Source organism: Variovorax sp. 160MFSha2.1 (genome assembly GCF_048305075.1).
Classification (GTDB): Bacteria; Pseudomonadota; Gammaproteobacteria; order Burkholderiales; family Burkholderiaceae_C; genus Variovorax; species Variovorax guangxiensis.
This window is the reverse complement of the sequence record NZ_CP157624.1, coordinates 1,786,596-1,809,737: the sequence shown is the minus strand read 5'-3', so window position 1 is coordinate 1,809,737 and position 23,142 is coordinate 1,786,596. Positions and strand designations below refer to the sequence as shown.

Here is a 23,142-nt window from a genome sequence, read left to right as displayed (position 1 = left end):
GCATGAGCACGAAGATCGGCTCCCGCCGCAGGCTCATCGTCGCCATCCTTCTGTGCGTGGCGGTGGGCGGCGCGGTGGTGCGGCACTACGCGGCGCCAGGCTCGACCACGCGCGATATCGCGACGCTCCTGATGGTGCTGTGGGTGCCGATCATCGGCAACGTGATCGCCTGGCTGATCGGCAAGTGGCCGCGCCGTGCGCCTGCCGCAGCACCGCCGGGCTTCGATGCGCTGGGTGCGTTCACGCCCGGTGCGCTCGCGGAGATCACTTTCCGCAAGCCCGCCCTGCCCTCGCAGGACACGCCCATCGCGCCGGGCGAATACCGCTGCGCGCTGGTGCTCGACAAGGAAGGCTTCTCGGCGCGCTGGATGGTGCCGGCGGGCGATGCGCTGGAGCGCGGCAAGCCCGCCGCGCTCGAAGTCGAGTTCCTCTCGCCCGCCGTCGCGCTGCCCCGCTTCCAGCCCGGTACAACCTTTCGCGTACTGATCGGCGATTCCTTCGTCGCCGATGGCCGAATACTGCAATTGCGACCCGCGCTCAGCTAGGCCGCTGCAGAGGCCCCATGGATGGCGATAGCCATCAAAAGGGCCCATTGTTCATCCCCGGGAAACTGTCTGCTGCCGCGCGGCACCTTTGTCGCAAGCGCGACGGCTCGCACACTCCATGCCTCTTCAACGGCATCGGTGCGCGCGCCGCCGCCGACGCTCCAAAGGACAGCTTCCCATCATGATGAATTCACCCAGCAGCAACCCGTGCATCGACGAACTCGGAGCACCGGTGCAGGCCGCGGCAGCACACGTTCCGGCCTCGCGCTCCGCATGGCTCGCCGTCGGCTCCATCGCCGTCGGCACCTTCGCGATGGTCTCGACGGAGTTCATGCCCATCGGCCTTCTCACCGACATCGCGCGCGGCCTCAACGTGTCCGACGGCACGGCCGGACTCATGGTCACCATGCCCGGCGTGCTCGCCGCCTTCGCCGGGCCGGCGCTCATCGTCGCTTCGGGCAAGCTCGACCGCCGCACCGTGCTGATCGCGCTCACCACCTTGCTGATCGCATCGAACCTGCTCGCGGCCTTCGCGCCCAACTTCGCCACCATGCTGGTGGCACGCCTGCTGCTCGGCCTGTGCGTGGGCGGCTTCTGGACTTTCGCTCCCGCCGCCGCCACGCAGCTGGTGCCGCATGCCTCGCAGGCTCGCGCGATGTCGATCGTGCTGGCCGGCGTGTCGGCCGCCACCGTGCTCGGCGTGCCGGCCGGCTCCTTCCTCGGCACGCTGTTCGGCTGGCGTGCATCGTTCGCCGTGACGGGCGCGCTCGCGGCCGCCGTGCTGGTGGTGCAGCTGTGGTTGCTGCCTTCGATCCCGCCGGTGCGCGCCATCGGCGCGCGCGACCTGCTCACGCCGCTCACGCGCCGCATGGCGCAGGTCGGCCTGCTCGCGGTGCTGTTCTTCATCGCCGGCCACTTCGCGGCCTACACCTACCTGAAGCCGCTGCTGCAGCAGGTGTTCGGCCTCGCGCCCAACTCGGTGTCGACGCTGCTGCTGGTGTACGGCGCGGTGGGCTTCATCGGCACCTTCCTCGGCGGCAGCCTGGTGGCGCGCAGCGTGCGCGGCACCACCCTGCTGGCGGCGCTGATGCTGGCCACCGCCCTGCTGCTGACGACGGTGATCGGCTCCGGCTTCGTGCCCGGCGCGGTGGTGGTCGTGATCTGGGGCGTGGCCTTCGGCCTGATCCCGGTCGCGCTCACCGGCTGGATGATGGAAGCCGTGCCCGACGCACCCGAGGCCGGCCAGGCCCTGCTGGTGAGCGGCTTCCAGGTGGCGATCGCCTCCGGCGCGCTGATCGGCGGCGTGACGGTCGACAGCTTCGGCATCTCCAGCGCGATGGTGCTCAGCGGCGTGCTGGTGCTGATCGCAGCGCTGATCGTCGGCACGCTGGGCCGCGCGCGCGGCGGTGCCTCGCTGGCTGCCGTGCCCGAGTAATTACAGGCAATTCCTACAGGCAATTCCGCGATCAGTGGCGGCCGGGCTTCCCGGCCGCCACGATCGCATCCAGCACCACGCGCAAGGCCTTGCCGACGGGTTTGTCGCGCCGCACCACGATGGCCAGCGCACGGTGCATGCGAGGGTTCAGCCGGCTGGCCTTCAGCTCCGGGTGCGCGCCGCGCCCTGTCATCGCCATGCCGGGCACGATGGCATAGCCCAGCCCCGCGGCCACCATCTCCTTCATCGCCTCCACGCTGCCCAGCTCCATCACCGGCTGCGGCTGCAGGCCCTCGGCGGCGAACCAGCGGTCGACCAGCTTGCGGGTGTTGGCCGCGGGCTCGAACAGCACCAGCGGCAGACCGGCCAGATCGCCCGGCGCGACCTTCGACTTCAGCGGTGCGAGGTCCTGCCGGCCGATGGCGACGAACTCGTCGTCGAGCACCGGCATCACCGCCAGCGAGCGCCCGGCCACGGGCAGCGTGACCAGCGCGAGATCGAGGCTGTTTTCTTCCACCTTGCGCGCCTGGTCTTCTGTGTTGCCGGTGCTGACCACCACGCCGAGTTCGGGAAAGCGCTCACGCAGCCCGCGCAGCACAGAAGGCAGGAAATGCAGGCAGGCCGTCGCACCCGTGCCCAGCCGTACGCGGCCCGCGATGCCGCTGGCGTGATCGGCGAGCGCGTCGATGGCGTTCTCCACCGCGGTCTCGATGTTCTGCGCGTGGCGCAGCAGCTCCATGCCCGCCGGCGTGGCCTGCGCGCGCTTGCCGACGCGCTCCACCAGGCGCACCGCCAGCCGGCGTTCGAGCTGGCGGATCTGCAGGCTCACAGCCGGCTGCGAAAGGCCCAGCCTGTCTGCCGCGGCCGAGAAGCTGCCGGTTTCGATGACGAGCGCGAAGGACCGGAGCTGGTCGAGGTTGAGCGATTTATCCAAAGTTTTTCTCATGCCCTGCATAGGCAGACGAAGCTTCACTTATCGATGGCGCATCGTCAAGATCGGGGCCATGTCATCGCCATCCACCGCTCCCCTCGCTTCCACCGCCGTAGAAATCCTCGATGCCATGCCGCATCACATGGCCGCCGTTCGATCCATCTACAGCCACTACGTGCTGCACGACCTGTGCTCCTTCGAGGAGGAAGTGCCCTCTGTCGACCAGATGCAGCAGCGCCGCGCCGACGTGATCGCGCGCGGCATGCCCTACCTGGTGGCGATGCTCGACGGCGAGGTCGCCGGCTACGCCTACGCCACCGCCTACCGCGCCCGCTCGGCCTACCGGCATTCGGTGGAAGACTCGGTCTACGTCGCGCAGGGCATGCACGGCCACGGCATCGGCAAGGCGCTGCTGCGCGAGGTGGTCCGGCGCTGCACCGAAGCCGGCTTCACGCAGATGGTCGCCTGCGTGGGCAACAGCGCCAACGCGGGCTCGCTGCGGCTGCATGAAAGCCTGGGCTTCGCGCAGGTCGGCGTGCTGCGCGACATCGGCTTCAAGTTCGGGCGCTGGGTCGACACCGTGCTGATGCAGCGCGCCCTGCGCTGAGGCTGCGTCGTCATGTCGGGCAACACCGCCGGCCCCGCGCGCGGCTGGCTGGCGCTGCTGTGCGCGAGCCGGCTGCTGCAATCGATGATCGTCACCGCCTACTCCGGCGTGCTGCCCTTCGCGATGGCCGACTGGCACATGACGGCCGCGCAGGCCGGCTCGATCCAGAGCGCCTGGCACGTGGGCTACATGAGCTCGCTGTTCGCCGTGGGCCTGCTGGCCGACCGCTACGGGCCGCAGCGCATCTTCTTCACGGGCAGCGCGGTGAGCGCGGCGGCTGCGCTCGCCTTTGCGCTCTTCGCACGCGACCATCTCTCGGCCATGCTGCTCTACGGCCTGGCCGGACTGTGCGCGGGCGCCTCGTACACGCCGGGCCTGCAGCTGCTGGCGCACAACACCGAGCCCGCCGTGCGCGGGCGCGCGATGGGGCTCTTCATCGGATCGTCGTCGATGGGCTATGCACTCTCGCTCGCGGTGGCGGCGGCGTTCAGCCATCTGCATCAGTGGCGGCTGGGGCTGCTGGCCGCTGCGGCCTGCACGGTGGCTGGCGCGGTGCTCACGGCGCAAGCGCTGCGCCGCATGCGGCTGCCCTCGCCCCCCGCGCCCGGTGCGATCCGCGAAGGCACCCTGCACGCCCTGGCAGCCACGGTGCGCGACAAGCCCGCGATGGCCGGCAACTGGGCCTACGCCTTCCACTGCTGGGAACTGATGGCGCTCTGGGCATGGCTGCCGGCGTACCTGGTCGCCTCTTCGGGCGTGGCCTCGTCGTGGCAAGGCGCCGGCATCGCACTGGCGGCGCTGGCCCATCTGGTGAGCGTGTTCGGCAGCATCGCGGGCGGCGCGGCTTCCGACAGGCTGGGTCGCGCGCGGGTGATGATGATCGCCACCGTCGCGAGCCTTTGCATGTCCTTCGCCTTCGGCTGGATGTGGAGCTGGCCGCTGTGGCTGCTGGCGGCGGCAGCGGCCGTCTACAACCTGTTGGCCATCGCGGATTCGTCGGTCTACTCGACCGCGCTGGCCGACGTGGTGGCGCCGCACCGGCTGGGCGTGGCCTTCTCGGTGCGCTCGGTGATGGGCTTCGGCGCGGGCGCGCTCAGCCCCTGGGTGTTCGGCCTCGCGCTGGACTGGGGGCAAGGCAGCTTCGGCATCGGCAGCACGCATGCGTGGGTGGCGGCATGGAGTTCGGCCGGGCTGGGCGCGCTGCTGGGGCCGCTGATGATCGCGCGCTTCTCGCGGCTGCATCGGGCGCACATGGCGGCGCGCTGAACGCGCGTCCTGCACCTCGGGTTTTAAAATAAAACTGATGCCGGCAATCGCCGGCCCAGCCAGACTCGATCCGGAAAGAAACGCTCCTCATGGCCCAACGAAAAAGCCTCAAGGCCGATGCATGCCCGATGGCACGCGCGCTCGACATCGTCGGCGACCAGTGGTCGCTGCTCGTGATCCGCGATGCCTTCGACGGCATGAAGCGCTTCGGCGAATTCCAGCAGAGCCTGGGCGTCGCCAAGAACATCCTGTCGGACCGGCTGAAGAACCTGGTGCAGGAAGGCGTGCTCGAGCTCGTGCCCGCCTCCGACGGAACTGCCTACCAGGAATACGTGCTCACGCCCAAGGGCAAGGGCCTGTTCCCCGTGGTGGTCGGCCTGCGGCACTGGGGCGAGGCGCACCTGTACGCGAAGGGCGAGCCGCACTCGGTGCTCGTCGAGCGCGACAGCGGCAAGCCGGTGCCGAAGATCGAGTTGCGAACGCGCGATGGAAAGCCGCTCGATCCGGCCGCGACCTTCGTGAAGAAGCTTCCCGCGACCGCCCGGGCTGCGAAGGCGCGAAGCGCGACCTCATAGCGCGGCGCGCGCGGGCTACTCGCCCAGCAGCTCCCCGATCGGCTGCAGGTCCTCCACCCGGTCGCAGATCGACTTGATCACCATCGTGATCGGAATGCCCAGCAGCAGGCCCCAGATGCCCCAGAGCCAGCCCCAGAAGATCACGCCCACGAACACCGCCACCGGGTTCATGCGGCTGGTGCGGCTGGTGAGCCAGGGCATCAGCAGGTTGCCGATGACGGTGTGGATGCCCAGCGACATGCCGGCCACCACGATGCCCATCTGCAGGCTGTTGAACTGCAGGAAGGCCACCAGCCCCGCGGCCGCCAGCACGATCACCGAGCCGATATAGGGAATGAGGTTGGTGACGGCCGCGATGATTCCCCACACGGCCGCGTTCTCCATGCCGACGGCCCAGAACGCGAGGCCCGTGGCCACGCCGACGATGGCGCTCACCAGGATCTGCACGAGCAGGTAGCGCTCGATGTTGCGCGTGATGTCGTCCAGCACGTGCACCGTCACCTTCTTCTTCTGCAGGCTCGAGCCGGTGATCTTGATGAGCTTGCGCCTGAAGGTGTCGCCCGAGCACAGCGCGAAGTAGGTCAGGAAGGCCACCAGCGTGAACTGCCCCATTGCACTGAGCAGTCCGACGGTGCCGCTGAGCAGGTAGTCGCGCACGTTGAAGCTGGGCCGCTCGATGATGACGCGCGCCACGCCCTTGCGCGAAGCGACGCGGGCCGAGTTCTCCTCGGCCGCCTTCTCGAGCTGCGCCGCCGCCTGCTGCACGTTGTCCAGCGGCGTGGCGCTGGCGCCCCGGTCGCGGCGCATGGCCTGGCCCAGCTTCTGCGCGGCCACGGGCAGCGAGTCGAGCAGCTGCGTGGCGCTGCCCGAGAGCGAATAGCCGGTATAGCCCAGGCCGCCGAAGAGGCCCATGAGGATCAGCCCCGCACCGATCCAGCGTGGCAGCTTCCAGCGATGCAGCAGCTCGACCAGCGGCGACAGCGCATAGGTCAGCAGCAGGCTCAGCATCAGCGGAATGAAGACGGCCTGCCCCCACTGCAGCGCGAACACGCTGGCCAGTACCGCGAGCACCACCAGCGAGGCGCTGCGCACGTCGACGGGCATGTGCAGCAGCAGGCGCTCGCGCGCCGGGGCGGGCGGCTCGGGGGCGGGTGCAGGCGGTTCAGGTTCCGGCCCGGGGGCCGGCTCGGCCGCCATCGGCTGCGCAGGTTCGGCAACCGGCTCGGTCGGCGGCGCAGCTTCCGCCACCATGGGCTTGTCGTCGCTCATCGCGTTTCCTTCAGCACCTCGCGCACCGCCGCGAGCTGCCGGCGCGACACGGCCACGGGCTCGGGAATGGAATCCAGCCGCAGGGCCCAGCCCTCGGCGTCCTCGCCGTCGTCGTATTTCTCCAGCGCGCGTATCGCCGAGCGCGCGACCAGCGCGTTGCGGTGCACGCGCAGGAAGCGCTGCGGATAGCGCTCCTCGAACTCGTTGAGCGAGCCGTCGAGGATGTGGCTGCGCGTGGCGGTGCGCACCGTGAGGTACTTGTATTCGGACTTGAGGTAGAGCACCTCCGACAGCGGCACCCGCTCCGCACGGCCCCGGTCCTGGATCAGCACCGTCTCGGGCGCGGCCTGGGCCTGCTGCAGCGCGCGGCGCTCCTTCAGGAAGCGCTCGACCTTCTGCAGCGCCTGCTGCAGCCGCTCGGCGCGCACGGGCTTGGTGAGGTAGTCGACGGCCTCGAGGTCGAAGGCCGTCACCGCATGGGCGGCGTGGGCGGTCACGAACACCACGGCAGGCGCGTTGGAGCGGCTGCGCAGCGCGCGCGCCACCTCGATGCCGTCGACGCCGGGCATGTGCACGTCGAGCAGCACCAGGTCGAGCGCCAGCGTGCCCAGCTGCTGCAGCGCCTCGCCGCCCTGCGAGGCTTCGGCCACCACTTCGGCGCCGGGAGAGGTGCAGTCGCGCAGCAGCGTGCGCATGCGCGAGCGCGCCAGAGCTTCGTCGTCGACGATGAGTGTCTTGAGGGTCATGATTCGGCGGGAATGGCTATGCGTACTCTGTAGCTTTTCTGGTCCATCCCGGCGCTGAACTGCATCTGCATGTCGTGCAGCAGCCGCAGCCGGTCGCGCACGTTGGCCAGCGCGATGCCGTGGCCGCGCGGCAGCGGCTCGTCGGCCCAGCGCAGCGGCGGAAGGCTGTTGACCACCTCGATCACCACCATGCCGCCGCGCCGCTCGGTGCGGATGCGCAGCCTGGCGCCCTCCGGGCTGGGCTCCACGCCGTGCTTGATGGCGTTCTCGACCAGCGGCTGCAGCAGCAGCGGCGGCAGGCGCGCGTTGCTGGCGGCGGCGTCCAGGTCCCAGCGGATGCGCAGGCGGTCGCCGAAGCGCACCTGCTCGATGGCGAGGTAGCGCTCGGCCAGCGCGATCTCGTCGGCCAGCGTGCCCGATTCGCCGGGGTCGGCCAGCGCCTGGCGGAACAGCTCGGCCAGGTCCTCGAGCATGGTCTCGGCCTTGGCCGGCTCCTCGCGCACCAGTGCGATGGCGCTGTTGAGGGTGTTGAAAAGAAAGTGCGGGCGGATGCGCGACTGCAGCTCCTCCAGCCGCGCCGTGGTGGCTGCCGGCGTCTGGCCCCGGGCGCGCAGCACCATCGCCGCCATCACCAGCCCCGCGAACAGGGCACCCGTGAGCGCGCTGGCGAGCCATGGCGCGCTGGCCAGCACGCCCGTCAGGCGCAGCAGGCCGCAGCCGTAGGTTGCCGACAGCGCGCCGAGCAGCGCGCCGGCCGTGTACTGCCAGTGCTTCGGTAGCCGCCGCAGCGGCTTCTTGAGGCCGCAGGCGCTCACCAGCCACAGCAGCGTGGCGGGCAGCGCCCCGCCGGTGATGGTGGCGGTCTGCACCAGCCATTCGCCGGGCGTGGACACCACGAAAAGGGCTGCGATGGCCACCACCGCCTCGACGAACACCACCGTGCGCAGCACCACGCCGATCTGGCAGGCGTCGAAGATCGACGGGCCGCCGCGCGCGGACGACGCGGCCGCGCGCGCCCTTTCCGACGACGGCGGGGGCGTGGGTGAAGAGCTGGCCGATAAAATCGCCGGGTTGCGCATCGCAGACATCTGATCCATCGGGTAACCAACCCATTATTGCCTCCAGGACGGCTCCCATGACCCAAAACCAACTCGACAAGAAATCCGAAGCCTGGTCGGCCCTTTTCTCCGAACCGATGAGCGACCTCGTGAAGCGCTACACCTCCAGCGTCTTCTTCGACAAGCGCCTGTGGCAGGCCGACATCCAGGGCTCGCTCGCCCATGCCGGCATGCTCGCCGCACAGGGCATCATCAGCGTGCAGGACCACGCCGCCATCGAACGCGGGATGGCGCAGATCCGTTCCGAGATCGAATCCGGCGCCTTCGAGTGGAAGCTCGACCTGGAAGACGTGCACCTGAACATCGAGGCGCGCCTGACCCAGCTGGTCGGCGACGCCGGCAAGCGCCTGCACACCGGCCGCAGCCGCAACGACCAGGTCGCCACCGACGTGCGCCTGTGGCTGCGCGGCGAGATCGACCTGATCGGCGACCTGCTGGTCGAGCTGCAGAAGGCGCTGGTGGACATCGCCGAGAAGAACGTCGACGTGATCCTGCCGGGCTTCACCCACCTGCAGGTGGCGCAGCCGGTGAGCTTCGGCCACCACATGCTTGCCTACGTGGAAATGTTCAGCCGCGACGCGGAGCGCATGAGCGAGGTCCGCAGGCGCGTCAACCGGCTGCCGCTGGGCGCCGCCGCGCTGGCCGGCACCAGCTACCCGCTGGACCGCGAGCTGGTCGCCAGGACCCTGGGCATGGACGGCGTCTGCCAGAACAGCCTGGACGCGGTGAGCGACCGCGACTTCGCCATCGAGTTCACCTCCGCCGCCAGCCTGTGCATGGTGCACGTGAGCCGCATGAGCGAGGAACTCATTCTCTGGATGAGCCAGAACTTCGGCTTCATCAGGATCGCCGACCGCTTCACCACCGGCTCGTCGATCATGCCGCAGAAGAAGAACCCCGACGTGCCCGAGCTGGCGCGCGGCAAGACCGGCCGCGTGGTCGGCCACCTGATGGCGCTCATCACGCTCATGAAGGGCCAGCCGCTGGCCTACAACAAGGACAACCAGGAAGACAAGGAGCCGCTGTTCGACACCGTCGACACGCTCAAGGACACCCTGCGCATCTTCGCCGAGATGATCGGCGGCATCACCGTGAAGCCCGAGGCCATGGAAGCCGCCACCCTGCGCGGCTACGCCACCGCCACCGACCTGGCCGACTACCTCGTGAAGAAGGGCCTGCCCTTCCGCGACGCGCACGAAACGGTGGCCCACGCCGTGAAGGCCGCCACCTCGCACCAGGTCGACCTGGCCGAGCTGCCGCTGGCCGTGCTGCAGCAGTTCAATCCGAGTATCGAGAAGGACGTGTACGACGTGCTGAGCCTGCGCGGCTCGCTGAACGCGCGCAACATCCTGGGCGGCACCGCACCGGCACAGGTGAAGGCGCAAGTGGCCCGCCACCGCGCCCGCCTCGGCTGAGCGCGGCCGCAACTGCAGCAGCGGCCGCGCCGTGTTCTACGCCATCCCGCTCGAGAACAAACCGAGCTGGCGCAATCCGCCGTGGATGACGGTGCTGCTGATCCTCGTGAACATGATCGTGTTCTGGGGGCCGCAGCGCAGTGAAGAAAAAGGGCAGGAGCGCGCAGCCGCCTATTACGTGAAGAGCGCGCTGCCCCGGCTGGAGCTGCCCGCCTTCGTGGAGTGGCTCGAGAAGGCCGACCCCCAGCGCGGCAAGCTCGCGCGCCGCATGCTGCGCCACGAGGAGGCCTATCCGCAGCTTCTCGAGGGCCTGCAGAACGACCGCAAGTTCCTGCAGAAGCTGCGCGCCGACGAGATCATCAAGCCCGACAACCCGCAGTACGACGAGTGGAAGCGCGCCCGCCAGCAGTACGAGTCGATGCTGCCCGCGCCCTTCACCGAGCGGTGGGCGCAGAGCTACGCGACGGATGCCGAATTCAGGCCCTGGACCTGGATCACCAACGCCTTCCTGCACGGCAGCACCGGCCACCTGCTGGGCAACATGCTGTTCCTGTTCCTCTTCGGCTTCTCGGTCGAGCTGGCGCTGGGGCGCGGCACCTACCTCGCGTTCTACCTGCTGGGCGCGGTCGGCGCCTCGGTGCTGGCCGGCTGGGCCTATGCCGGCGGCACCTACGGGCTGGGCGCCTCGGGTGCGGTCTCGGCGCTGATGGGCATGTACGCGGTGATGTACCGCCTGCGGCGCATCCGCTTCTTCTACCAGCTGTTCTTCTATTTCAACTACGTCACCGCGCCGGCCCTGCTCCTGCTGCCGGCCTGGATCGCCAACGAGCTGATGCAGCACTGGCTGGGCGGCCAGGGCATCGCCTACATGGCCCACCTCGGCGGCCTGCTGACGGGCGCGGCGCTGATGTACGGCGCCATGCTGATGGGCCGGGTGAAGACACCCGAAACCGTCAAGTCGGAGATGGTCAACGACGACGACCGCTTCGACGAGCACGTGGCCGCGGCCCGCAAGTACGGCGCCGCGATGAAGTTCGACCGCGCCTGCGCCGAATGGCGCGCCGCCGCCGCCCTGCGCCCCGGCGACGCCGAGACGCTGCGCGCCTGGTTCAACACGGCGCGCCTTCAGCCCGCGAGCGACGACTTCCACCAGGCCGCGCGCCGCATCTTCCGCCTGCCCGCCACCGACGAGGACACGCTGGCGCTGCAGCACGCGAGCTTCCAGACCTACCTCGACCAGGCCCGCCCCGGCGTGCGGCTCAAGCCCGAGGACATGGCCCGCCTCGCGCGCCGCTTCGCCCGCATCCGCCAGTTCGACGACGCCGACCGGCTCTGCCGCATCCTGCTGAAAACGGCGCCCGACCATCCCGAGCTGGCCGACACGCTCTCGACCTGCGCCAACGGCCTGCTGCACGCGGGCCTGCGCGACAAGGCGATCGGCCTGCTGCCGCACCTGCTGCGCCTTGCGCCGAACGACATGGTGACGCGGGCGCTGCAGAACGCCTGAAGGTGCCTGGGGTCTGCGCCACCTATGCCGTCTGCGCGGGCGGCGCCGCCGGCCGCAGCAGCCAGCGCACTTCCTGCGTCTGCTCGCTGTCGGGGTAGCGCGCTTCCATCGTCGTCAGGATGGGCTGCGCCATGTCGGCGCGGCCAAGCCCCTGCACCAGCGCGCGCGCCGCGAGCTCATAGGCCTGCGGAATGGCCTCGTGCCCGCGGAAGCGCTTGTCGAACCCCGACAGCAGCGCCAGCGTGGAGTGGGCGTCGCCGTTGCGCCATTCGGCGCGCGCCATGGCGATGACCATGGCCGGATCGTCGAGCGCGAAGGCCTTGTCGCGCTCCTTGCAGGCCTTGAACACCTTCAGCGCCTCGGAGGCCAGGTCGCGCCGCATCAGCAGCGGGATGAAGCGCTTCGCCTGGTCGAGCATGGTGTCTTTTTTCTCGGGCATCAGCGCCAGCACGCGGTGGTAGCGGCGCTGCGCCGCGAGGTCGTTGGAGTCGGCGGTGCGCTGCGCCTCGTAGGCCGTGCCCAGTGCCGCGGCGAGGTCGCCCTCGGTGATGAACTGCGCCACCTCGGCGTCGATGCGCTGCGCCTCGATCTGCGCGGGCGTGCGGCGGTCGGCCGGCGCGCCGTCGGGCAGCTCGCTGCCCGGCACGGCGTCGAAGCCGAAGGCGTCGTGGTGCTGGAACATCACGTAGCCCAGCAGGCTCGCCATGACCCAGCCGAAGTAGATGAAGGCGAAGTTGACGATCGGCAGCACGATGCGTCCGTCGAACATCGGAAGCACCATCGCCAACGCCACCTGCGCGCCGGTGCTCAGCAGGAACAGGAAGAAGCAAAGCAGCGCATACGGCCAGCCGATGGTGCGCATCGCGTCCATCACGTGGCCGGGGTTCATCGCCTGGAAGAAGCTGCCCGACTGCACCAGCACGATCACCGCAGCCGGGAAGGTGAATGACATGACGAAAAGGCCCACGGTGCCGAGGATGGGCGCATACCAGGCGAGCCAGCCGATCAGGAAGGCCTGCACCAGGGAAATGGCGAAGAGCTTCCAGGGCAGGTAGGTCCACTCGTCGCTCGACTCGCGGCCGAAGTCGGCCGAGTCGCGGATGCCGCGCGCGCCCAGCGCGATGATCTTGAAGCCGTAGCGGCTGGACGCCAGCATGATGCCGACCTCGATCACGAAGAGGGCCAGCGCATCGGGCAGGAAGAAGATCGCGTCGAACAGCAGGCTGCAGAACGACAGCAGCAGGCCGTAGGCCAGCGGCCGCATCTGGAACGGAAAAGCGAAGAAGCTGTTGAGCCGGCGCCAGAAAGGCGGTGGCGGCGGCAGCGCATCCTTGACGACGATCATGGCAACTCCCCTTGCTTCCTTTTCTCTTCTTCCTACTTGCGGAAGAAATCGCTCTGGCTCATGGCGCCGGCGCCGCCCATGCGCATCACCGTGGCCTCGTCGGCATGAACGAGGCGCATCTGGCCGAGTTCGCGCTCCAGGCGCTGGGTGAAACTGGTCTTGTACTGCAGCAGCGACTCGCCCATCTTCAGCACGCTGGTGCCCTTGACGGTGGCGCTCTTGCGGTCGGGGGCCACCTCGATGCCGTCGATGTTGTACTCGTACTCGATGGTGAGGATGCCGCCCATGCGTTCGCCGACCTTGCTGAAGGTCTCGAAGGCTTCGCGCGTCGCCTGGCAGGCCTCGTCGCGGTTGTGGGAGTGCTCGACCGTCTTGCCCATCATCGTGGTCCTGCTCTCGATGCGGGCCTTGCGGCTGAGCTGCTTGCACAGCGCCTCTGCATCGCGCGAATAGATGGCGTGGGCCTCCTTCTGGTAGTAGTCGCGCACCATCGGCTCGTCGAGCTTGCGCCCGCCGATAAAGAAGTACCACGCGCCCACGCAGAGCGCGATCACGATCGCAATTTGCTTCATTCTTCTCCGTCCGCGCGTGCGCGCGGTCCCTCGGTTTTTGCGGGGCAGTATACGTTCACAAATGTTTCCAAAAGACTTCATTTGGCCGGCACAGTGAATCCGCCCGCCAGGTTGCTCCGTACTCCGGGCATGCGCATCGATGCCCCACAATCCCCGGATGCCCGCACCCAGCCCCGACGCCGAACTGATGGCGCTGATCGATCGGATCGGCCGTCGCGACGAAGCCGCCCTGCGGCAGCTCTACGACCGGACCGCGCCCCGGCTGATGGGCCTGGCGATGCGCGTGGTGCGGCAGCGCGAATGGGCAGAAGACGTGCTCCAGGAAAGCTTCCTGACCGTCTGGCGCGTGGCCGGCGACTACCGCGCCTCGCTCAGCCCGCCGCTGGCCTGGCTCGGGCTCATCGTGCGCAGCCGGGCGCTCGACCTGCTGCGCCGCCGCGCCGCCGACCGGATCCGGCTCACGCAGGAATTCGACGAGCAGATGGCCGACCAGATCGAGGCCGACACCCCCGGCCCTGCCGAGAACGCCGATGCCAGCGAGCAGGCCTGGGCGCTGCACCAGTGCCTGAGCCAGCTGGAGGGCCGCCAGCGCGAGGTGGTGAGCCTGGCCTACCTGCGCGACATGAGCCACGGCGAACTGGCCCGGCAGCTCGAGCTGCCGCTGGGCACGGTCAAGAGCTGGATACGGCGCGGGCTCGAAAAGCTGCGCGTCTGCATGGGACGCTTCGCGTGACAGCGGTGACGACGAAGAAGGCGTTTCAAAAGGCGTTTGCCCCCTCATGAATCTCATCGCACACCCCGAATTGCTGGAGCTGCTGGCGGCGAGCCACGCGCTGGGCACCTTGCGCGGCGGCGCCCGCCGCCGCTTCGAGGCCATGGCGCGCGAGCAGGCGCCGGTGCGCGCCGCGGCGCTGGTCTGGCAGGGCCGGCTCGCGAGCATGACCGAGCTGCAGTCGCCCGTCGTGCCCGACGCGGCCGTGTGGACGCGCATCCGCAACATGATCGACGCCGAGCAGTCCACGCTCGCGCTGGAACGCCAGCGCGCGGCGGCCAGTGCCGCCGGCGAGCCCCGCCAGGGCGGCTGGCTGCGCAGCCTCGCGCTGTGGCGCGGCGCCGCGGTAGCCGGCGCGCTGGCCACCGTGGTGGCCGTGACGGTCGGGCTGAACCTGCGCGACCAGCTGCAGAACGCGCCCGTGGTGCAGTACGTGGCCGTGCTCAGCGACGACAAGGCCGCCGCCTCGATGCTGGTGACCTTCGATCCGAAGAAGAAGCAGCTCGTGCTGCAGCGCGTGGGCGACTACCGCGAAGGCGACGACAAGTCGCTGCAGCTCTGGGCTCTGCCACCGGGCGGCGCGCCGCGATCGCTGGGCGTGCTCGGCAACGCGCCGGCCCTGAAGCTGACGGCGTCGGAGTCCGACGTGCAGGCCGTGCCGGCGCTGGCCATTTCGCTCGAGGCCAAGGGCGGCGTGCCCGCAGGCAGCGGGCCGAAGGGGCCGATCCTGTTCAAGGGCGCGCTCATCGAGAAAACCATCTAGCCGGCGGCTGCCACTGTCAACGACCGCCCGGCCTGGGGCGTCGTGGTAGAAAACCCGCCTGCCCCGCCCTCCGCCTCTTTTTTCGTTCTTCCAATGTCCTCGATGAAAACCGTGCTGGCCGCGGTCGCCCTACTGACCGCCGCGCTTGGAGCGCAGGCCCAGTCCAGCTTCTTCCCCCAGGAGTCCGAAACGGCCGCCGCCGAGGCTGCAGCCGCGCGCGACTACCTGGCCGCCAAGGACCGCTGGCACAACGAACTGGCCGCTTTCGCGCGCGCCGACCAGGAGCGCTTTCCGGCCCCCGGCGGCGTGGTGTTCGTGGGCAGTTCCACGGTGCGCATGTGGACGCGCCTGTCGCAGGATTTCGCGCGCGTGCCCGGCGGGGTGGTCAACCGCGGCTTCGGCGGCTCCACGCTGGCCGATTGCGCCCTCTTCGCGCGCGACCTGGTGGTGCGCTACAAGCCGCGCCAGGTGATGGTCTATGCGGGCGACAACGACCTGGCCGAGGGCCGCACGCCGCTGCAGGTGCTCGACAGCTTCGCGCGCTTCGCCAATGCGGTGCGCGCCGAACTGCCGGACACCCGCATCAGCTTCATCTCGGTCAAGCCCAGCCCCTCGCGCGAGCAACTGCTGCCACAGATCCGCGAGACCAACCACGTCGTTTCGGCCTACCTGAACCTGCTGCCGAACAGCGAATTCATCGACATCTACACGCCGATGCTGGGCGCGGACGGGCGCCCGCGCATGGAGCTCTTCCGTGGCGACAGGCTGCACCTCTCGGACGAGGGCTACCGGCTCTGGCATTCGGTGATCGCGCCGCACCTGCCGAGCCCTCCGCCGGCGCCGACGGCCGGGCTGCCCTGAGCCGGGCGCATCCGCTCAGGCCGGCGCGGGCTCCGACGGTACATCGTCCGCCGGCGGCGGAACGTCCGCCCCGCGCGTGAAGCGCGCCACGAAGTACATCCCCGAGAACACCGCCGCCAGCAGCAGGCCGTCGCCCCACCAGGGCCGCGCCGTCTGGCTGTCGCCGTAGAAGGCCAGCACCAGCAGCACCGCGATCAGGTGCGCGCAGAACACCGGCAGCGAGGCCGAGCCCATCGCCTCCAGCCAGCGCAGCCGGGGAATGCGGCGCATCAGCCAGGGCCCGAAGCGCACCGCCAGGACGCCCAGCGCCACCAAGTTCACCAGCCGCAGCGGGCCCAGCTGCCACTTGTCGAACAGCAGGTTCAGCTCCACATCGCCGCCGAACGGCGCCTGTCCGTTGATGCCTGTGTGGCGCCAGTAGAAGCCGTAGAGGGCGATGCCCGCGGCCAGCGCCAGCAGCCACGCCGGAAAGCGCAGCGGCCGGGCACCGGGGTCATTGCGGGTCGCGCCGATGCACAGCCCCGCGAACCACAGGAACTGCCACGCATAGGTATTGAACGCGCCCATCTCGTGGAAGGGCACCGGCACGCCCAGGTAGCGCACCGCCAGCCCGTAGACCCATTCGCTGATGCCGAACTGCGCCGCCGCCCACACGGTGGCGCTCGCCACCATCACCCAGGTCCAGCCGTGGCGCATGGCGAAGGCCAGCACCCAGGGGCTCATGAGCATGAAAAAGATGTACATCGGCAGGATGTCGAGCAGTGCCGGTTCGTAGATGAGCAGCAGCCCGTAGATGAAGCCCTCGCGCGGCTCCGCCAGGTAGTACGAGACCAGGTTCTTCACCGCCGGCTGGTCGATGTGCAGGCCCACCGCCGTGATCACGGTGAACAGGAACAGCAGGGTCGCCGCCTGCGCCAGGTAGACCTTGAGCACGCGCCGCCAGAAGGCCTGGCGCATCGAGTCGACGCCGCGCACATGGCCGATGCGGCTGTACACCAGGCCGGCGACGAAGGCCGACAGCAGCACGAAGCCTTCGGCGGCCGATACGAAACCGAAGGGCTGGCCCAGCGGATCGGTCAATCGGGTGGGCAGATGGGTGACGGTCATCAGCACGAGCATCAGCCCGCGCAAGGCGTCTATTTCCCAGTAGCGTTTCATCGGTCGGCGGCGAGGTCTTGGTGGCGGTCCGCGCGGCGCACGCACGACGGCCCCGATTGTAAGAAGAGCGGCGTAAAGACCGCCGCACCCGCAACCGGGCCGACGGCCTATGACTGTTGGCACTCCCGAACCGTCGTGCAAATCGGCTACGCTGCGCGCTGCCTCTCAGGTGGAGATATAAAAAAGTGAACCGTTTCCTTCCAACATTGCTCCTGGCCGGCGGCGTTCTCGCGTCCAGCCCGGGCTTTGCCCTCCAGATCATCAGCCTCTCGCCCCAGGGCGAAGTGGCGCGGGTTCGGCAGGTGGTCGCCAAGTTCGACCAGCCGGCCGTCAACTTCGGCGACCCCAAGGCCCCCGCCCCGCTCGCGGTGAGCTGCAACGACGCGCAGGCCGCCAAGGGCACCGGCCGCTGGACCGACGCCAAGGCCTGGGTCTACGACTTCGAGAACGACTTGCCGCCCGGCGTGCGCTGCACGGTCACCCGCATTCCCACCTTCAAGCCCGCCTCGGGCGAGCTCACCGGCCCCGAGCGCTATCAGTTCAACACCGGCGGCCCCTTCGTGCGCAACTACATGCCGGGCAGCTACAGCCGCATCGACGAGCAGCAGATGTTCATGCTGGAGCTCAACGGCGCGGCCACGCTGGAGAGCGTGCGCCAGAACGTCTGGTGCACGGCCGACGGCGTGGGCGAGCGCATTCCCGTCAAGCTGCTCGACGGCGAGCAGCGTGCCGGCCTGCTCAAGGCCTTCGGCCGCGAGAAGTCGGCCGAGAAAGACCCGCTGCGCTTCATCACGATGCAGTGCAACCGCACGCTCACGCCCGGCGCCAAGGTGCAGGTCGTCTACGGCAAGGGCGTGGCCACGCCCTCGGGTGTGGCCAACAACGTGGAACGCCGCCTCGAATTCCAGGTACGCGAGCCCTTCGCGGCTTCGTTCACCTGCGAGCGCGAGAACGCGCAGGCCGCCTGCCTGCCGCTGCGCCCGATGCAGCTGCAGTTCAACGCGCCCGTCACGCGCAAGCTGGCCTCGCAGATCCAGCTCAAGGGCGACAAGACCATCAAGGCCAAGCTGGACAACGAAGGCGGTTCGCAGAGCGACGACGACGTGGTCAACAGCGTGAGCTTCGAGCCGCCGCTGGCCGAGAGCGCGCAATACAGCATCGAGCTGCCCTCCAAGTTCGAGGACGCCTCGGGCCGCCCGCTGGCCACGCCCGGCAACTTTCCGATGAAGGTGGCGACCGGCGCGATGCCGCCGCTGGCCAAGTTCGCCGCCTCGCCCTTCGGCGTGGTCGAGCGACTGGCCGAGCCGGACACGCCGGCGATGATGCCGGTCACCGTGCGCCGCGTGGAGCCGAAGCTGATGGTGAACGCGCTCACGCCCGGCAAGGTGAGCGACATGAACCCGAAGACCGACGCGGAAATCATCGCGTGGTTCCGCAAGGTGCGCCGCTACGACAACTTCACCGTCTCGCGCGAACAGGCGCGCAAGGACGTGAAGGGCCCGCTGCCCCCGGTCATCGACAAGGACGACCGCACCACGCTGCAGACCCGCATGCTGTCGCTGCTGGCCGGCCAGCCGGGCGTGAAGGCGCTCGACATGCCCAAGGCCGACTCGGGCGATCCGCGCCCCTTCGAAGTCATCGGCATCCCGCTGACGCCGGGCTTCCACGTGCTCGAGATCGCCTCGCAGAAGCTGGGCGAGGCACTGCTCGACGAGCGCTACAACGCCGGGCGCACGATGTACGTGCGCACCACCGCGCTGGCCACCAACCTGGCGGTGCACTTCAAGCTGGGCCGCGAGAACTCGATGGCCTGGGTCACCACGCTGGACAAGGGCAAGGTCGTGGCCGGCGCCGAGGTGCGCGTTTCGAGCTGCGACGGCAAGGCCGTGGCCAGCGGCACCACCGACGCCAACGGCGTGGTCATGCTCAGCGGCGTCTCGCCGCAGGCGCCCTCGTGCAACGGCCCGAACGAATACGACAGCGGCGCATGGTTCGTCAGCGCCCGCGCCAAGGACGAGAAGGGCGTGGAAGACCTCGCCTTCACCTGGAGCGACTGGCAGCGCGGCATCGAGCCCTGGCGCTTCAACGTACCCACCAGCCTGCAGGCCGAGGCCGACCGCGTCGCCCACACCATCTTCGACCGCACGCTGCTGCGCGCCGGCGAGACGGTGTCGATGAAGAGCCTGATCCGCACGCAGACCAGCAAGGGCTTCGGCCTGCCCGAAAACCGCCCCGACACGCTGGTCATCACCCACGTGGGCAGCGGCCAGCGCTTCACCCAGCCGCTGAACTGGCGCAAGACCGCCACCGGCGGCCTGAGCGCGGAGAACAGCTTCGCCATTCCGCCGGCCGCCAAGCTCGGCGTGTACGAGGTGATGCTGCGCAGCGGCAAGGGCAAGGACGCCAACGGCGAGGGCGAAGGTGAGGACGACGACGGCTACGGCCGCAGCTTCTCCACCGGCAGCTTCCGCGTCGAGGAGTTCCGCCTGCCCGTGCTCGAGGGCCGCATCGCGCCCACAGACAAGAAGCCGCTGGTGGCCGCCACCAGCGTGCCCGCCGACGTGCAGATCAACTACGTCTCCGGCGGCGGCGCAGCCAACCTGCCGGTGCGCGTGTCGGCCATGGTGCGCGGCAAGAGCCTGAGCTTCTCCGACTACGACGCCTTCAGCTTCAACCCGCCGCGCGCCTCGCAGGGCGACGGCAGCGAGGCGGCCACGGCGGTCACCGCCGCGGCCGAGGCCGGCTCGGGCGAGGAAGACCTCAACAGCGTGAACGACACCCGCGTGATCGCCGACAAGCTGCCGCTCACGCTGAACAAGGACGGCGCCGGCAAGGTCACGATCGACAAGGTGCCGAAGGTGAAGGCCGCGCGCGAGCTGCTGCTGGAGGCCACGTACGCCGACCCGAACGGCGAGGTGCAGACCATCCGCAGCACGCAGACGCTGTGGCCGGCCTCCGTCATCGCCGGCATCAAGACCGAGGGCTGGGTCTCCACCGCCCAGAAGCTGAAGTTCCAGGCGCTCGCGCTCGACCTCTCGGGCAAGCCCCAGGCCAACGTCACGCTCAACGTGCGCGCCGTGGCGCGCATCACCACCACCAGCCGCAAGCGCATGGTGGGCGGCTTCTACACCTACGACAACAAGACCGAGACCAAGGACATCGGCACCGTCTGCAGCGGCAAGAGCGACGCGCGCGGCCTGCTGCTGTGCGAATCGGAGCTGAAGGAAGCGGGCGAGGTCGAACTCATCGCCAGCGCCACCGACAGCGAAGGCCGCGACGCCCGGGCCGTGAGCTCGGTCTACGTGACCAAGCAGGGCGAGCTGTGGTTCGGCGGCGAGGACAACGACCGCATCGACGTGCTGCCCGAGAAGAAGAGCTACCAGCCCGGCGAGATCGCCAAGTTCCAGGTGCGCAGCCCCTTCCGCTTCGCGACCGCGCTGGTCGCGGTGGAACGCGAGGGCATCATCGAGACGCACGTGGTCAAGCTCGACGGCAAGGACCCGACCGTCACCCTCGAAGTGAAGCCCGAGTGGGGCCCGAACGCCTACGTGAGCGTGCTCGCGCTGCGCGGCCGCCTGCGCGAGGTGCCCTGGTACAGCTTCTTCACCTGGGGCTTCAAGTCGCCGCGCGAGTGGTGGACGGCCTTCTGGTACGAAGGCAAGGAATACGTGGCGCCGACCGCCATGGTCGACCTGAGCAAGCCCGCCTACCGCCTCGGCATGGCTGAGATCCGCGTCGGCACGCGCGCCCACCAGCTCGACGTGAGCGTCACCAGCGACAAGCCCAGCTACCCGATTCGCAGCAAGGCGCAGGTCACCATCAGCGCCAAGCTGCCCGACGGCAAGCCGGCCGCCGGCGCCGAAGTGGCGCTCGCGGCGGTCGACCAGGCCCTGCTGGAGCTGATGCCCAACGACAGCTGGAACCTGCTCAACGCGATGCTGCAGCGGCGCAGCTGGGGCGTGAGCACCTCCACCGCGCAGATGGAAATCGTCGGCCGGCGCCACTACGGCCGCAAGGCCGTGCCCGCGGGCGGCGGCGGCGGCAAGGGACAGACACGCGAACTGCTCGACACCCTGCTCGTGTGGAACCCGAAGGTGGTGCTCGACGCCAACGGCCAGGCCGTGGTGACGGTGCCGCTGAACGACGCGCTCACCACCTTCAAGATCGTGGCCGTGGCCGATTCGGGCGCCAACCTGTTCGGCACAGGCCAGGCCAGCATCCAGGCCACGCAAGATTTGCAGATCATCAGCGGCCTGCCGCCGCTGGTGCGCGAGGACGACCAGTTCCGCGCCCAGATCACGCTGCGCAACACCACGCAGAAGCCGATGAAGGTCGAGGCCACGCCGCGCGCCACCCTGCTCACGCTGGAGCCGCAGACGGTCGACATCCCGGCCGGCGAGGCCCGCGAGGTGGCATGGACAGTGACCGCGCCTGCGCAGCTCGGGCAGACGCGCGCCGAAGCCATCCTGTGGGAGATCGAAGCGAAAGACACCCTCGGCGGCGCACGCGATGCGCTGAAGGTGCGCCAGCGCATCGTGCCCTCGGTGCCGCTCACGGTGCAGCAAGGCACGCTGGTGCAGGTCGACGGCCCGTTCACGCTCGACGTGGCGCCGCCGGCCGACGCCCTGCCCGGCCGCGGCGGCCTGAAGCTCTCGCTGCAACCCAAGCTGGCCGAAGGCCTGCCGGGCGTGCGCGACTGGTTCGCCAACTACCCCTTCATCTGCCTGGAGCAAAAGACCAGCAAGTCGGTCGGCCTGCGCGACGCGAAGATGTGGCAGGGCGTGCTGGCGACGCTGCCGACCTATCTCGACAGCGACGGCCTGGCCAGCTACTTCCCGCCGCGCGACGGCGAGGCCAACCGCGGCAGCGACATCCTCACCTCGTACCTGCTCGCGGCGACGAATGAAGCGGCCCAGCTCAACCCCGCCTTCGCGCTCGCCGACGACGTGCGCGCGCCGATGGAGTCGGGCCTGATCGCCTTCGTCGAAGGCCGCATCACGCGCGACTTCTGGAGCCCGCGCAAGGACCTCGACGTGCGCAAGCTGGCTGCGCTCGAAGCGCTCTCGCGCTACGGCAAGGCCCGTGGGGCAATGCTCGGCAGCATCACCATCGCGCCGAACCAGTGGCCCACCAGCGCGGTGATCGACTGGCTCAACATCCTCAAGCGCGTGAACGACGTGCCTCAGCGCCAGCAGCGCCTGGACGAGGCCAACAACGTGCTGAAAGCGCGCCTGTCGTACCAGGGCACCAAGCTGATCTTCAGCACCGAGCAGGACGACTACTGGTGGTGGCTGATGACCAACGGCGACGTCAACACCGCCCGCCTGCTGCTCAGCGTGATGGACGACCCCGCCTGGAAGGACGACATCGGCAAGCTCGCCAACGGCTTCATCGGCCGCCAGCAGAACGGCGCCTGGCACACCACCACCGCCAACCTGTGGGGCGGTCTGGCGCTGGAGAAGTTCAGCAAGGTGTTCGAGAGCACGCCGGTGGCCGGCGTCACCGCCGCCACGCTCGGCGCGGTGAAGGCGCAGGTCGACTGGAGCAAGGTCGAGCGCGTGAAGACCAGCGACGCGACCGGCGCGCCCAACCAGACCACCTTCTTCGGCGCCCCCGCCTCGCCGGGCAACCTGAAGAACAACACGATGTTCCTGCCGTGGGCTGCATCGCCGTCTGGCGCCCCGGTGCGCGACACGCTGCTGGTCACCCAGCAGGGCACCGGCAAGCCGTGGCTCACGCTGCAGTCGATCGCCGCCGTGCAGCTGAAGGCGCCGTTCGCCGCCGGCTACGCCATCAAGAAGACCATCACCCCGGTCGAGCAGGCCACCGCCGGCAAGTACACACGCGGCGACGTGCTGCGCGTGACGCTGGAGGTGAACGCCAGCGCCGACATGACCTGGGTCGTCATCAGCGACCCGATCCCGGGCGGCGCCACCATCCTCGGCGGCGGCCTGGGCCGCGACTCGCAGATCGCCACCCAGGGCGAGAAGAAGTCGGGCGCCGGCTGGCCGGCCTTCGAGGAACGCAGCTTCGAGGCCTTCCGCAGCTACTACGAGTACCTGCCCAAGGGCGTGGTGAAGATGGAGTACACCGTGCGCCTGAACAACGTCGGCGACTTCGCCCTGCCGCCCAGCCGCGTCGAGGCGATGTACGCGCCCGAGATGTTCGGCGAGGCGCCGAACGCGCGGGTGAAGGTGGAGGCGGCGAAGTAAGCATCGCCAGGTACGGTGGAGGAGCGGCGGCCGGTCATCGCTCCT

Annotated in this window: 19 protein-coding genes; 12 read left to right on the top strand and 7 right to left on the bottom strand. The window is 69.3% G+C overall.

The features are described from left to right. Positions 1–2 precede the first annotated feature (2 nt). The gene (locus ABL838_RS07885; RefSeq protein ID WP_418124975.1) at positions 3–545 is read left to right on the top strand and encodes a hypothetical protein; all 543 of its coding nucleotides are present in this window, start codon (positions 3–5) and stop codon (positions 543–545) included. Between the two features lie 181 nt (positions 546–726). Next, positions 727–1,980 carry an MFS transporter gene (locus tag ABL838_RS07880; RefSeq protein WP_126022621.1) on the top strand — a complete coding sequence of 418 codons (1,254 nt, stop codon included), beginning with the start codon at positions 727–729 and terminating at the stop codon, positions 1,978–1,980. 31 nt (positions 1,981–2,011) lie between these two features. Here the strand turns inward: ABL838_RS07880 and ABL838_RS07875 are convergent, their stop codons facing one another. After that, positions 2,012–2,935 carry a LysR family transcriptional regulator gene (locus tag ABL838_RS07875; RefSeq protein WP_418125846.1) on the bottom strand — a complete coding sequence of 308 codons (924 nt, stop codon included), beginning with the start codon at positions 2,933–2,935 and terminating at the stop codon, positions 2,012–2,014. A gap of 49 nt (positions 2,936–2,984) precedes the next feature. Here ABL838_RS07875 and ABL838_RS07870 point away from each other — a divergent pair, with 49 nt between their 5' ends. The 3 genes from ABL838_RS07870 (at position 2,985) to ABL838_RS07860 (ending at position 5,359) form a co-directional block, all read left to right on the top strand. Then, positions 2,985–3,518: an N-acetyltransferase family protein gene (locus tag ABL838_RS07870; RefSeq protein ID WP_418124974.1), complete on the top strand. Its 534-nt coding sequence runs from the start codon at positions 2,985–2,987 to the stop codon at positions 3,516–3,518. A gap of 12 nt (positions 3,519–3,530) precedes the next feature. Then, positions 3,531–4,784, top strand: a complete 1,254-nt coding sequence (locus tag ABL838_RS07865) for an MFS transporter (RefSeq protein WP_418124973.1) — start codon at positions 3,531–3,533, stop codon at positions 4,782–4,784. A gap of 89 nt (positions 4,785–4,873) precedes the next feature. Further along, a complete protein-coding gene (locus ABL838_RS07860; protein ID WP_369659277.1) occupies positions 4,874–5,359 on the top strand; it encodes a winged helix-turn-helix transcriptional regulator in 486 nt (161 codons plus the stop codon). 15 nt (positions 5,360–5,374) lie between these two features. Here ABL838_RS07860 and ABL838_RS07855 read toward each other — a convergent pair whose 3' ends face one another. From ABL838_RS07855 to ABL838_RS07845, 3 genes are read right to left on the bottom strand one after another with little or no spacing between them, the layout of a single operon-like run. Beyond that, positions 5,375–6,628, bottom strand: a complete 1,254-nt coding sequence (locus ABL838_RS07855; protein ID WP_418124972.1) for an AI-2E family transporter — start codon at positions 6,626–6,628, stop codon at positions 5,375–5,377. Continuing rightward, positions 6,625–7,374, bottom strand: a complete 750-nt coding sequence (locus tag ABL838_RS07850) for a LytR/AlgR family response regulator transcription factor (protein WP_184635464.1) — start codon at positions 7,372–7,374, stop codon at positions 6,625–6,627. The genes ABL838_RS07855 and ABL838_RS07850 overlap by 4 nt, the downstream gene beginning before the upstream one ends. Continuing rightward, the gene (locus ABL838_RS07845) at positions 7,371–8,309 is read right to left on the bottom strand and encodes a sensor histidine kinase (protein WP_418125845.1); all 939 of its coding nucleotides are present in this window, start codon (positions 8,307–8,309) and stop codon (positions 7,371–7,373) included. The genes ABL838_RS07850 and ABL838_RS07845 overlap by 4 nt, the downstream gene beginning before the upstream one ends. On the opposite strand from ABL838_RS07845, the gene ABL838_RS07840 reads away from it, so the two are divergent. The 3 genes from ABL838_RS07840 to ABL838_RS07830 are packed head-to-tail and all read left to right on the top strand — an operon-like array spanning position 8,284 to position 11,414. After that, the gene (locus ABL838_RS07840; RefSeq protein ID WP_260319190.1) at positions 8,284–8,466 is read left to right on the top strand and encodes a hypothetical protein; all 183 of its coding nucleotides are present in this window, start codon (positions 8,284–8,286) and stop codon (positions 8,464–8,466) included. The two genes, ABL838_RS07845 and ABL838_RS07840, sit on opposite strands and share 26 nt — an antisense overlap. Positions 8,467–8,509: 43 nt before the next feature. Continuing rightward, positions 8,510–9,907 (top strand): argininosuccinate lyase, encoded by a 1,398-nt coding sequence (gene argH, locus ABL838_RS07835; RefSeq protein ID WP_418124971.1) that lies wholly within the window; start codon positions 8,510–8,512, stop codon positions 9,905–9,907. 31 nt (positions 9,908–9,938) lie between these two features. After that, positions 9,939–11,414, top strand: a complete 1,476-nt coding sequence (locus tag ABL838_RS07830; protein ID WP_418124970.1) for a rhomboid family intramembrane serine protease — start codon at positions 9,939–9,941, stop codon at positions 11,412–11,414. 22 nt (positions 11,415–11,436) lie between these two features. Here ABL838_RS07830 and ABL838_RS07825 read toward each other — a convergent pair whose 3' ends face one another. Together ABL838_RS07825 and ABL838_RS07820 are read right to left on the bottom strand one after the other, a co-directional pair. After that, entirely contained in the window at positions 11,437–12,759 is a 1,323-nt protein-coding gene (locus tag ABL838_RS07825; protein ID WP_418124968.1) for a hypothetical protein, read from the bottom strand. 32 nt (positions 12,760–12,791) lie between these two features. Then, the gene (locus tag ABL838_RS07820) at positions 12,792–13,331 is read right to left on the bottom strand and encodes a hypothetical protein (RefSeq protein WP_126022611.1); all 540 of its coding nucleotides are present in this window, start codon (positions 13,329–13,331) and stop codon (positions 12,792–12,794) included. A 139-nt stretch (positions 13,332–13,470) separates the two neighbouring features. Between ABL838_RS07820 and ABL838_RS07815 the strand changes: the two genes are divergently transcribed. From ABL838_RS07815 to ABL838_RS07805, 3 genes are all read left to right on the top strand, one after another. Next, on the top strand, positions 13,471–14,064 hold the full coding sequence (locus tag ABL838_RS07815) for an RNA polymerase sigma factor (protein ID WP_418124967.1): 594 nt from the start codon (positions 13,471–13,473) through the stop codon (positions 14,062–14,064). 46 nt (positions 14,065–14,110) lie between these two features. Further along, the gene (locus ABL838_RS07810; RefSeq protein WP_418124966.1) at positions 14,111–14,866 is read left to right on the top strand and encodes an anti-sigma factor; all 756 of its coding nucleotides are present in this window, start codon (positions 14,111–14,113) and stop codon (positions 14,864–14,866) included. A 102-nt stretch (positions 14,867–14,968) separates the two neighbouring features. Next, positions 14,969–15,727: an SGNH/GDSL hydrolase family protein gene (locus ABL838_RS07805; RefSeq protein WP_418125844.1), complete on the top strand. Its 759-nt coding sequence runs from the start codon at positions 14,969–14,971 to the stop codon at positions 15,725–15,727. Between the two features lie 15 nt (positions 15,728–15,742). Here the strand turns inward: ABL838_RS07805 and opgC are convergent, their stop codons facing one another. Beyond that, the gene (gene opgC / locus ABL838_RS07800; protein ID WP_126022608.1) at positions 15,743–16,885 is read right to left on the bottom strand and encodes an OpgC domain-containing protein; all 1,143 of its coding nucleotides are present in this window, start codon (positions 16,883–16,885) and stop codon (positions 15,743–15,745) included. A gap of 185 nt (positions 16,886–17,070) precedes the next feature. Here opgC and ABL838_RS07795 point away from each other — a divergent pair, with 185 nt between their 5' ends. Beyond that, positions 17,071–23,097: an alpha-2-macroglobulin family protein gene (locus ABL838_RS07795; protein WP_418124965.1), complete on the top strand. Its 6,027-nt coding sequence runs from the start codon at positions 17,071–17,073 to the stop codon at positions 23,095–23,097. The last annotated feature ends 45 nt before the right edge of the window (positions 23,098–23,142 follow it).